Below are 11,721 nucleotides of genomic sequence, written 5' to 3'. Positions count from 1 at the left end.
TCCATCAGGTTTTTGCCCTGAGCCATTCGGTCACTAACATTGGCCAACTGGCGAGGGGCAAATCCGCGACGCCACGGATGCCAAAACCGTGCCCGCCTTTCTGGTAAAAATGCACTTCGACGGGAACATTGTGTTCCCGTAATGCGCTGAAAAACACCATGCTGTTATTCACCGGGACGGCATCATCATCGGCGGCATGAATCAGCAAGGTCGGCGGCACCTGGTTGTGCACCCGGGTTTCGAGTGAATAGGCATCAATCGCTTTCTGGTCAGGCCATGCGCCTAATAAACGGGTGCGCGAGCCTTCATGGGCCAGGCCATCACGCATACTGATCACAGGATAAACCAGCACCATGGCGTCCGGACGAGGCGAAAAATTCTCTGCGTTGTCCTGAACGGGATAAATCTTCTCCGCAAACCGCGTGCCGAGACTTGCGGCAACGTGGCCGCCAGCCGAAAAACCCATCATAACAATGTATTTGCCGTTCAGCCCACGCTGCGCCCGCTCACGCAGGACGCGCACGGCTCGCTGCGCATCGGCGAGCGGAGCATCTGGTCCTTCATGATGTCCGTCATAGGGCAGGCGATAGGTCATGACGGCCAGGGTGTAACCCATAGAGGTGAAAAAGGTTGCCAGCGCGCTGCCTTCACGGTCAATCATGATGCGATGGTAGCCTCCGCCGGGCGCGACCAGGAGCGTAATCCCGTTGGATTCCACAGGATGCCAGATAGCCATTTCCGGGCAGCGAACGCCGGTTGCCACGCGATCGTAGGGTTCGTACTCTTTTGCCGTATCGACTATTTGTGGCTGAGCGCGAGAATCGCTGGCACCGGGCGCATCACCATTAGGCCAGATATTAATGATTTCAGTATTCATAGCTGTGTCCTGATGCGAGAGATGTTGTCGTTGTTTTGTTCGCGGCCGTGAAAACAGCATCCTGCTGTCGCTGTTTAAAAGATGGCCTCTTTTGGCCTAATCGTCCAACTCAAAACCGCTAAAATGCCGAGATTCAGACTATGCCTGGCATGCTGGGTATGGTGCTAAGCCGATAATTTTAAAGGAATAAAAATGAATTAAGATTAGCCAGCATTAACGGACGAGGGCAGGATAAAGCAGGAAGGAAACGGGTTGGCTGACTTAAGTAAAATGAATGGATTTTCCTTTTGCCCTGACGGAAACGGAGGACATATTTATCGTGTTTTTATTTAAAGAAAGTGATGTGTTGCTGCGCGGTTAACTGTTGTGCATGCGGGAAGTCTGGCACGGGCTGCGCCGCGCCAGAGCGCGATGGCTATGGCTATGGGCTTTCATCGATAATGAGCATATCCCGATCGTCAAACTTCCAGAATGATGCCCAGGCAATCTCCCAGTAATAGCCGTCGGGATCGCGGAAATAGCCGCTATAGCCACCCCAGTGAACGGTTTGCGGCGGTTTTACCTGGGTTCCACCTTGGCTTTGTACCAACTCCATGAGATCGTCGACCTCGTGTTTCGACTTAACATTAATGGCAAAAGTAATGCCGTTGAATCCGTCGTCGGCTAGCCTGGGTGGATGGGTTTCATTGATATCTTTTGCCAAATTATCGAGAGGAAAGAGTTCGAGTTTGGTGCCGGAATTATTGAAAAATACGATGGGCGGATTCTGCTCAGTCACCTGCGTTTTAAAACCGATGCCTTTATAAAAGGCCAGGGATTTTTCCATATCACGCACGCCCAGGCAGACCAGATTGATGCGATTCATACTGACTCCGTTTACAGTCAGGCATGGCCAGGATACTCGTCTCATCCTGGCCACGCGACAGAGCAATTATGCAGGCATATCTTCCTGCGGAATAATCGCCCCACGAAACTGAATAACCGTGCTGGCAGTGAGATGACCACGCTGGGCGGCCTCCTCGACCGAGGCGCCAACCAGACGCTTAGCCAGATAGCCCGCACTGAACGAATCGCCCGCCGCCGTGGTGTCAATGATCTTTTCTTTAGCCAGCATGATTGACGGAACCTCTCTAACAGGCTGGTCTTCCGCGGCAATCAGGCAGGATTCCGCACCGCGCTTGATGACGATCTCGCTAACGCCTGCCTGACGTGCCCGGGCAATGACGTCTTCGACAGGCTGCACGCCCCATAACAGATGCTCGTCATCCAGCGTCAGGAAGGCAATATCCGTGTTATCGAGCATCTTTTGATAGGCCTGGCGAGTACTGGCATTGTCTTTCCACAGGCGAGGCCGGTAATTATTATCGAAAATCACCTTGCCTCCGTTTTTGCGGCAGTTTGCCAGCACCTGCATGAGCTTTGCACGGCTGGCGTCAGTCAGGATAGCAAGACTGATACCGCTGAGATAAAGGTAGTCGTAATGTTCCAGCTGCTGGCAAATGTCTTCTGCCAGAGGGCCATTAAGCCAGTAGCGTGCCGCCGCGTCATTGCGCCAGTACCAGAATGTGCGCTCGCCCTGGTCGTCTGTCTGGATCATGTACAGACCGGGCATTTTATCCTCAAGGCGTTGGATCAGGTCGGTATGCACGTTTTCCTGCTGCCAGCGGGCGATCATCTGTGCGCTAAAGGGATCGTTTCCCAGCGCCGTCACGTAATCCACCCGGATTTTGTGTTGATCGACCTGTCTGGCAAGGTAAACGGCCGTATTGAGCGTATCACCGCCAAAGCCGCGTTTAATGTTGTCGCCTTTTTCGGACAGTTCAATCATGCATTCACCGATAACGGCGATTTTTTTATGCGTCATGGTTTAAGGCCTGTAGTTTACATTTGCTTCAGTCTCGCGTTTGTTAGCGTCATCGTCAACTTTTTAAAACAGCGTTTTAATTTAATTTAGGGTGAGGTAAAGCGATAATTAACCCGATAAAGCGGCTTGTTTCGGCGATTGTCGCACTAAAAGAGGCGTAGACTCGTTGCTTCAACGTGGCCGGGTTTTCACTAAGTTGTCGAATGTTAAACGATAAACGCTGCCAGGCCGCCAGATGAAGGCGCTTACTATCAACCAGGAAAAGACCATGGTTATGGAGAATTTTAGTCAATGGCTACCTTCTTCAATTGACATCAACCCGCAGCAAAAAAAACGTCTCATCTGGCAACAGTGTCAACGCAGCTATACCTTTCAGCCCATCTATAAGGTTTCGGGGCAACTGCTGGCGATTGAACTGCTGACGGCCATCACACATCCGTCTGAACCAGAGAAGAAACTGTCTCCTGAAGCCTATTTTTCTGAGCTGGAAATAGCACAACGCCTTAATATTGTTCAGGAGCAGTTAGAATTACTCACCCAGTGGGAATCGTTCTTTGGTCGCAATAACGTCATGGCATCAGTGAATATTGACGGCCCTTCGTTGTCGTTGATACAAAACCATGTACCGATTCGCAGTCTGATTACCCGTTTACCCTGGGTTCGCTTTGAGCTGACCGAGCACCATGTCCTGCCTCAGGAGGAGATGGTCGCGCAAATGCCTGAACTGGGGCCGTTGTGGCTGGATGATTTCGGTTCGGGCATGGCGAACTTCTCTGCACTGACCGAGCTTAAATACGACTACATTAAGCTGTCACGTGAACTTTTTATTCTCTTACGTGCGTCAGATGAAGGCCGGATACTTTTTCCCATGCTGTTGTCGCTGATAAATCGTTACTGCAACGGCGTGATTGTTGAAGGCGTTGAGACGCAACAGGAGTGGGATCAGGTTAAATCGTCCCCGGCGATGGCGGCTCAAGGGTATTTTTTTTCTCGTCCTGCTCCCTTTTCCGAACTGGAAAGCCTTCCTGTGCAGCTTGATTGATCCCTTCCCGCGCGCTCTCGACTATCTTTAACGGAGACCGTGAAAGAGCAGGGAGGAAGCCTAATGTCACGCGCCGGAAAAATTGTAAGCTGGATTGGCGGGATTGTTGTATTGCTGATCGTCGTTGTAGTGATAGTCATTGCAACATTCGACTGGAATCGCCTGAAACCCACTATTAATCAGAAAGTGTCTGCGGAACTTAACCGTCCCTTTGCCATTCGGGGGGATTTGGGCGTCGCATGGCAGCGTAATCCTGAAGAACCCGGATGGCGCGGCTGGTTACCCTGGCCTCATCTGCACGCCGAAGACATTATGTTGGGCAATCCCCCTGATATTCCTGACGTGACCATGATCCACCTGCAACGCGTGGACGCCACACTTGCCCCTCTGGCCCTACTGCACAAAGAAGTCTTTATCCCGTGGATAAAACTGCAGCAGCCTGATGCCCGCCTGATTCAGACCGCCGATAAGAAAAACAACTGGACCTTTACCCTCGCTGACAGCGACAGCAAAGATGATAATGCGCCACCTTCAGCCTGGTCATTTCGTCTCGATAATATTCTGTTCGATCAGGGCACCATTCTCTACCGCGATGCCGTTAACCAGGCCGATGTCACGCTGAAGGTTAACCCGCTCGGCAAGCCTGTGCCCTATTCACAAATCGCGGGCGGAGACGATAAACAACAAGGCGCGGGTGATTTTGTCTTTGGCTGGCAGGCAAGCGGCAGCTATCACAATGAAAAACTCACGGGTCAGGGCAAGATTGGCGGCATGTTATCCCTGCGTAGTCAGACCACAGCGTTCCCGATTCAGGCAGACGTCCGGAACGGTAGCACGCGCGTACAGCTGACCGGCGGCGTTCAGGATCCCCTGAATCTGGGCGGGCTGGACGTGCGTCTACGTTTTTCTGGCGATACGTTGGCAAACCTCTATGGTCTGACCGGCGTTCTGTTACCGGATACCCCGCCTTATGAAACTGATGGCCGCCTGATTGCCAAATTTACCGGCAAAGACGGTGCCGTTTTTCGTTACCAGGGATTTAATGGTCATATTGGCGACAGCGATATTCATGGCTCTCTGACCTACAGCCAGGGCAAGCCACGGCCAAAACTGGTCGGTGAACTCAGATCGGATCAGTTACGTATGGCGGATCTGGGCCCGTTGATCGGCGTTAACTCGGGCAAGGGCAGCGAGAAAACCGAACAGGCCAAGGCAAAACGCGGTGAAAAAACCGTACAGCCTGCGGATCGCGTTCTGCCTCACGACAGGTTCGACACCAAAAGCTGGGACGTTATGGATGCGGATGTGAAGTTTAGCGGCAAGCGCATCGAACACAGCAGTTCACTACCGTTGAGCGATCTTTATACCCATTTGCAGCTCGATAACGGAAACCTGCTGCTTGATCCACTGCGTTTCGGTATGGCGGGCGGTAATCTGAACAGCACCATCCGCCTGGAAGGGAATCGCTCACCGATGCGGGGCCGGGCCGATATTCATGCCCGTAAACTTCGCCTGCGCCAGCTGTTCCCCGACGTACAGGCAATGCAAAACAGCCTTGGGCAGCTGAACGGCGATGCCAGCCTGACCGGCACCGGCAACTCCGTTGCTGACCTGCTGGCAACCAGCAACGGTCAGTTGAAACTGCTGATGAACGACGGACTGATCAGCCGCAACCTGATGGAAATTGCCGGACTCAACGTCGGCAACTATCTGGTCGGTAAGCTGTTTGGTGATGATGAAGTTCGTATTAACTGTGCGGCCACCGATCTTAAACTGCAAAACGGTCTGGCCACGCCAAACCTGTTCGTGTTCGATACGGAAAATGCCGTCATTAACGTGTCAGGCAACGCGAACTTTGCCAACGAGCGGCTGGATCTTTCAGTCAATCCAGAAAGTAAAGGCATCCGAATCGTGACCCTGCGCTCGCCCTTGTATGTTCGGGGCACCTTCAAGCATCCGGACGCTGGCGTGAAAACCGGTCCCTTACTGGCACGCGGGGCGGCGGCGGTGGCATTAGGTGCTGTGGTCGGGCCTGCGGCAGCGCTGTTGGCGCTGATTTCACCCAGTGATACTGACGAGAATCAGTGCAGCCGGGTCCTGCAGCAAATGAAGAAGAAGTGATCAGTTGCGATAGAGCACTTTGATAATGTGATAACCAAAAGCGGTTTTCACCGGCCCGAAAGGTTGTAGCAACGGGCAGGTGAATACCGCTTTATCAAAAGCCGCGACCATTTTTCCCCGACGAAACTCGCCTAAATCTCCCCCGTTCCGACCAGAAGGGCACACAGAATGCTTGCGGGCAAGCTGCTGGAAGTTTTCGCCTTTTTGCAGTTTTTCCAGCAGGGCGATAGCCTGCGCCTCGTGTTTCACCAGAATATGTAAAGCTGCGGCAGTTTTCGCCATGATAATGTCTCTGTTGTGTATAATCGTCCCCCATTATAAACCTGTCTTTTCAAATCGCAGATGCGTTTACCGCACCTGTTCACTGAGCCTGTACATGCCGGCTTGCGGTTTGAAATCGGTATCTTATTTCAACAGAGCGATGTCCCGATGCGTTTAAACTCCAGCCAACAACGAGCCGTCGAATTTGTTACCGGTCCCTGTCTGGTGCTGGCAGGCGCTGGCTCGGGAAAAACCCGCGTAATCACCAACAAAATCGCGCATCTGATTCGTGAGTGTGGCTATCAGGCCCGCCATATCGCCGCCGTGACCTTCACCAATAAAGCCTCACGCGAAATGAAAGAGCGCGTGGCGCAAACGCTGGGGCGCAAAGAGGCGCGCGGCCTGATGATCTCCACGTTTCACACGCTGGGTCTGGAAATCATCAAGCGCGAATATGTGGCGCTGGGCATGAAGTCCAACTTTTCCCTGTTCGACGATCAGGATCAGTTGGCGTTACTCAAAGACCTCACCAGCGAGTGGCTGGAAGAGGACAAGACGTTACTGCAGCAGCTCATTTCTACCATTTCGAACTGGAAAAACGATCTGGTCGATCCGCCGCAGGCGGCCGCGCTGGCCCGCTCGGAGCGGGATAACGTGTTTGCCCATTGCTATGCCCTGTATGACCGGCATCTCAAATCCTGTAACGTGCTGGATTTTGACGACCTCATTCTGTTGCCTACGCTTCTGCTACAGCGTAATCAGGACGTCCGCGAGCGCTGGCAACAACGTATTCGCTACCTGCTGGTGGATGAATATCAGGACACAAACACCAGTCAGTACGAACTGGTGAAGCTGTTGGTCGGCACCCGTGCGCGTTTTACCGTGGTAGGAGATGACGATCAGTCGATTTACTCCTGGCGCGGTGCCCGGCCACAGAATCTGGTCCTGCTTAATGAGGATTTTCCGGCGCTGGAGGTGGTCAAGCTTGAGCAAAACTACCGCTCTTCACAGCGTATTCTCAAAGCCGCGAATATTTTGATCGCCAATAATCCCCATGTGTTTGAGAAGCGTCTTTTTTCTGAACTGGGTCTGGGCAGTGAACTCAAGGTGCTGAGTGCCAATAGCGAAGAACATGAGGCCGAACGGGTAACGGGCGAACTCATTGCCCATCACTTTATTAATAAAACGCAGTATAAAGATTACGCGATCCTGTACCGCGGTAATCATCAGTCCCGCGTGTTCGAAAAATTCTTGATGCAGAACCGCATTCCCTATCGCATTTCAGGCGGGACCTCGTTTTTCTCTCGTCCTGAGATCAAAGACCTGCTGGCTTATCTGCGGGTGCTGACCAATCCCGATGATGACAGCGCTTTCTTGCGTATTGTGAATACGCCACGGCGCGAGATTGGTCCGGCAACGCTGCAAAAACTCGGTGAGTGGGCCAATATCCGCAATAAAAGCCTGTTTAACGCCAGCTTTGATGTGGGCCTTGGGCAAACGCTGACGGGGCGCGGCCTTGAACATCTGCAGCGCTTCACCCACTGGCTCAACGACATTATCCAGCTCAGTGAGCGTGAACCGGTTAATGCCGTGCGCGATCTGATTCGCGGCATCGATTACGAAAGCTGGCTGTTTGAGACATCGGGCAGCCCCAAAGCCGCTGAAATGCGGATGAAAAACGTCAATACGCTGTTTCAGTGGATGACGGAAATGCTGGAGGGTAGCGATCTGGATGAGCCGATGACGCTGGCGCAGGTTGTCACCCGCTTTACGCTGCGCGACATGATGGAGCGCGGTGAGAGCGACGAAGAGCTTGATCAGGTACAGCTGATGACGCTTCATGCCTCAAAAGGGCTGGAGTTCCCCTACGTGTTTCTGGTCGGCATGGAAGAAGGGCTGTTGCCGCATCAGAGCAGTATCGATGAGAACAACATTGAGGAAGAGCGCCGTCTGGCCTACGTTGGCATTACCCGCGCGCAGAAAGAGCTGACGTTTACCTTGTGTCGGGAGCGCCGTCAGTATGGTGAGCTCATCCGCCCTGAACCCAGCCGCTTTCTGCTGGAGCTGCCGCAGGACGACGTAGTGTGGGAAACCGAGCGCAAAGTGGTTAGTGCAGAGGAGCGCATGAAAACCGGCCAGAGTCGGGTGGCCGGGTTGCGTGCAATGCTGGAAAAGGCGAAAAAGAGCTAATCCGTCGCAGACGGGATCAGGAAAGCGTTAACGACCAGTGAACATAGGACTGATAGTGGCTTTCCTGTTCGAGCAGCTCGGCCCGCAGAGGATGTGCTTCCAGCCAGCCCGCCGGTAACGTAACGTGCAGTGCTTCATCATCCGCCTGCATACGAACGGCGGGTAACGTGTCATCACGACGCCGAGTCGAGAAGATAATGGACAGCCGTAGCAGACGGCACAAACGCTCGGCCAGCCGCGGCGGCAGGGCGTTTTGTTGCGTGAGTAGCGCAAGGTCGATGCTGCCACTTTGATTTTGCAGTAAACAGGCCAGCAATTTTTTCTGCGCTGGGGTGAAACCCGGAAGATCAAGGTGGCGGACCAGATAGGCCGCGTGCTGCGGTGCCTGACGGAAATCGACGCTCAGCCCGATTTCATGAATCGCACAGGCGCTTAGCAGAAGCTCCCGACAGCGCTGATCCAGTTTCCAGTGAACACTGACCTGGCGAAAAAAACTTTCCGCTAGCTGCCGGACCCTGTCTGCCTGGCAGACATCAATATTGAACCGGCGCTGCACATTTTGCAGCGTGCGGCTGCGAATATCGCGATCGACAGGCAGGTGCAGCATTCCGTACACCAGCCCTTCGCGCAGCGCGCCGCCGGCCAGCGTCATGCTGTCAATATTGAGTTCCTGAAAGATGGCAATAAGAATGGACAAACCGCTTGGAAACACTAACGCCCGCTCCAGCGTCAGGCCTTCGATTTCAAGCTCTTCAAGTTTGCCGCACTGAATGGCCCGCTGTTTTAACTGCTGTAGCTTACTCAGGGTGATGCGCTCATCCATGCCTTGGGCGACCATGATTTCCTGCAGGGCCTGAACGGTTCCGGACGCACCAACGCACACCTGCCAGCTCTGTTTGCGCAGTTCTCCGGCAACAGGTTTCAGCATCGCTTTGGCAGCCTCTTCAGCCTGGTCAAAATTCTCTTTAGCCAGGTGGCGATCGCCAAAGAATCGCTCCAGCCAGGTGACACAGCCCATCTGCAGGCTAAACAACACGTTGGCATGGGAGCCATCGCCGGTGGCTAACTCTGTGCTGCCACCGCCGATATCCACGACCAGGCGTTGATCGGAACCCCCGGTAGTATGTGCTACGCCTTGATAAATCAGACGCGCTTCTTCTTCGCCGCTAATCACATTGATGGTGCAACCCAGAATCTGTTGCGCCTTATCAAGAAACGCTTGCGCATTAGCGGCAATGCGTAACGTGGCGGTTGCCACTACCCGAATTTGATCGGGAGGAATATCCTGAAGCTGTTCAGAGAAAAGCCGCAGACATTGCCAGCCCCGGGCCATGGCTTCGGCGGACAGGCAATTGGATTTATCCAGGCCTGCTGCCAGGCGCACCTTGCGCTTGATTTTGGCGATGGTCTGGATACTTCCTGACACTTCGCTGACGACCAGCATATGAAAGCTGTTAGAGCCTAAATCAATTGCAGCATAGAGAGTCGATGCGCTTAGCATGGTCAACTTAACCCGAACGTTTACGGTTGCTATGACGGGGTGCACCGCGACGGCCGGTATTGTTGCCTCCGCGACGCTGACCGTTGCCTGAGCGATTGCGCGTCAGACGTTTCGGTGGCGGTAATTCAGTTAACAGCGCGTCGCTGTTGTATTTACTCACCGGAATGCTGTGACCAATGTACTCTTCAATACCGGGCAGGTTTAATGCGTACTCTTCACAGGCCAGGCTGATGGAGTGACCGCTTGCGCCTGCACGTCCCGTACGGCCAATGCGGTGAACATAGTCTTCGCGATCGTCCGGCAGGTCATAGTTAAATACGTGCGTCACCGCAGGAATATGCAGGCCACGAGCCGCAACGTCGGTCGCGACCAGAATATCAATATCGCCTTTGGTAAAGTCATCCAGGATACGTAAACGCTTCTTCTGTGCCACGTCACCCGTCAGCAGGCCGACCCGGTGACCGTCTGCAGCCAGATGGCCCCAAATGTCTTCACAGCGATGCTTGGTATTCGCAAAAATGATTGCTCTGTCAGGCCACTCTTCTTCTACCAGCGTCTGTAACAGGCGCATTTTCTCTTCATTCGAAGGGTAGAAAAGCTCTTCTTTAATGCGATGACCGGTTTTTTGCTCAGGTTCAACTTCAACGTATTCGGCGCTGTTCATGTGCTCGAATGCCAGCTCACGCACGCGGTAAGAGAGCGTGGCGGAGAACAGCATGCTCAGGCGTTGCGTGGCAGCAGGCATGCGACGGAACAACCAGCGGATATCTTTTATAAAGCCGAGATCGAACATGCGATCGGCTTCGTCCAGTACCATGACCTGAATGGCACCGAGATTGACGTGATTCTGCTTGGCGTAATCGATTAAACGGCCGGTGGTACCCACCAGAATGTCGACACCGTTTTCCAGTACTTTTAACTGTTTGTCGTAGCCATCGCCACCGTAAGCCAGACCTAATTTAAGGCCGGTTGATGCCGCCAGTGGTTCAGCATCGGCGTGAATTTGCACCGCAAGTTCACGGGTTGGGGCCAGAATTAAAGCGCGAGGTTGGTTAACCTGGCGGCCCTCTGGAGCAGGGTGAGAGAGAAGATGATGAAACGTTGACGTTAAAAACGCCATCGTTTTGCCGGTACCGGTTTGCGCCTGACCTGCGACATCACGCCCTGAAAGCGTAAACGGCAGTGCTAACGCCTGGATAGGCGTGCAGTTATGAAACCCTTTTTTATCAAGGGCTTCCACCACCAGAGGGTGCAGGGCGAAGTCGGAAAACTTCTGTTCAGTTAAGTGTGTTTTGCTCATAGTGTGGTAGAATATCAGCTTACTATCGCTTTACGAAAGCGTATCCGATGAAATAAAGTCAACCAACATTGGTTTATATTACGCCAATTCGCCAGGCACAATCTTGTGGAGTAAAACATGAGCAGCGATAAAATCGTTCATCTGACCGATGACAGTTTCGACACCGACGTGCTAAAAGCCGACGGCGTTATACTGGTAGATTTCTGGGCTGAATGGTGTGGTCCTTGTAAAATGATCGCGCCAATCCTTGATGAAGTTGCAGAAGAGTATGATGGCAAACTGACCATCGCTAAGCTGAATATTGACGATAACCCAGGCACTGCGCCTAAATACGGCATTCGCGGCATCCCGACGCTGCTGCTGTTCAAAAACGGTGAAGTCGCTGCGACAAAAGTGGGCGCATTGTCCAAAGGTCAGTTAAAAGAGTTCCTGAACGCCAACCTGGCGTAATCGGGCCGGGCGTCCGGCAGTGGTTAAATTTTTGCCTGCTGCTGGACGTTCGCTTTTAAGCGTGCTAACTTATTTTCACTGCACTATGAACATACCTTGTAGTTAGCATTCAAAG

10 protein-coding genes are annotated in these 11,721 nt (G+C 53.1%); 4 read left to right on the top strand and 6 right to left on the bottom strand.

Annotation, left to right across the window (positions count from 1 at the left end; genetic code table 11):
• Positions 1 to 4: 4 nt before the first annotated feature.
• From DFO57_RS17425 to DFO57_RS17415, 3 genes are all read right to left on the bottom strand, one after another.
• Positions 5 to 877: an alpha/beta hydrolase gene (locus tag DFO57_RS17425; protein WP_014607005.1), complete on the bottom strand. Its 873-nt coding sequence runs from the start codon at positions 875 to 877 to the stop codon at positions 5 to 7.
• A 421-nt stretch (positions 878 to 1,298) separates the two neighbouring features.
• A complete protein-coding gene (locus DFO57_RS17420; RefSeq protein WP_015701302.1) occupies positions 1,299 to 1,742 on the bottom strand; it encodes a VOC family protein in 444 nt (147 codons plus the stop codon).
• A 66-nt stretch (positions 1,743 to 1,808) separates the two neighbouring features.
• Positions 1,809 to 2,741, bottom strand: coding sequence for a sugar kinase (locus DFO57_RS17415; RefSeq protein WP_110015547.1), 933 nt, complete (start codon positions 2,739 to 2,741; stop codon positions 1,809 to 1,811).
• 268 nt (positions 2,742 to 3,009) lie between these two features.
• Between DFO57_RS17415 and pdeH the strand changes: the two genes are divergently transcribed.
• On the top strand, positions 3,010 to 3,783 hold the full coding sequence (gene pdeH, locus DFO57_RS17410; RefSeq protein ID WP_110015546.1) for a cyclic-guanylate-specific phosphodiesterase: 774 nt from the start codon (positions 3,010 to 3,012) through the stop codon (positions 3,781 to 3,783).
• Between the two features lie 63 nt (positions 3,784 to 3,846).
• Complete coding sequence (locus tag DFO57_RS17405; protein WP_014594998.1) at positions 3,847 to 5,904, top strand: AsmA family protein; 2,058 nt, start codon at positions 3,847 to 3,849, stop codon at positions 5,902 to 5,904.
• Here DFO57_RS17405 and ppiC read toward each other — a convergent pair whose 3' ends face one another.
• Positions 5,905 to 6,186, bottom strand: a complete 282-nt coding sequence (gene ppiC / locus DFO57_RS17400) for a peptidylprolyl isomerase PpiC (protein ID WP_013024048.1) — start codon at positions 6,184 to 6,186, stop codon at positions 5,905 to 5,907. It lies immediately after the preceding gene.
• A 147-nt stretch (positions 6,187 to 6,333) separates the two neighbouring features.
• Between ppiC and rep the strand changes: the two genes are divergently transcribed.
• Positions 6,334 to 8,355: a DNA helicase Rep gene (gene rep / locus DFO57_RS17395; RefSeq protein WP_029569329.1), complete on the top strand. Its 2,022-nt coding sequence runs from the start codon at positions 6,334 to 6,336 to the stop codon at positions 8,353 to 8,355.
• Positions 8,356 to 8,371: 16 nt separating this feature from the next.
• Here the strand turns inward: rep and gppA are convergent, their stop codons facing one another.
• Both gppA and rhlB read right to left on the bottom strand, forming a co-directional pair.
• Positions 8,372 to 9,856 (bottom strand): guanosine-5'-triphosphate,3'-diphosphate diphosphatase, encoded by a 1,485-nt coding sequence (gene gppA / locus DFO57_RS17390; RefSeq protein ID WP_014594999.1) that lies wholly within the window; start codon positions 9,854 to 9,856, stop codon positions 8,372 to 8,374.
• A 7-nt stretch (positions 9,857 to 9,863) separates the two neighbouring features.
• Positions 9,864 to 11,156: an ATP-dependent RNA helicase RhlB gene (gene rhlB / locus DFO57_RS17385; protein WP_013024051.1), complete on the bottom strand. Its 1,293-nt coding sequence runs from the start codon at positions 11,154 to 11,156 to the stop codon at positions 9,864 to 9,866.
• A 117-nt stretch (positions 11,157 to 11,273) separates the two neighbouring features.
• Here rhlB and trxA point away from each other — a divergent pair, with 117 nt between their 5' ends.
• Entirely contained in the window at positions 11,274 to 11,606 is a 333-nt protein-coding gene (trxA, locus tag DFO57_RS17380; RefSeq protein ID WP_006121430.1) for a thioredoxin TrxA, read from the top strand.
• Positions 11,607 to 11,721: the final 115 nt, after the last annotated feature.

It is taken from the genome of Pantoea sp. AG702, from assembly GCF_003182295.1.
Classification (GTDB): Bacteria; Pseudomonadota; Gammaproteobacteria; order Enterobacterales; family Enterobacteriaceae; genus Pantoea; species Pantoea ananatis.
The sequence above is the reverse complement of the archived record's forward strand: the minus strand, read 5'-3'. Positions and strand labels throughout refer to the sequence as shown.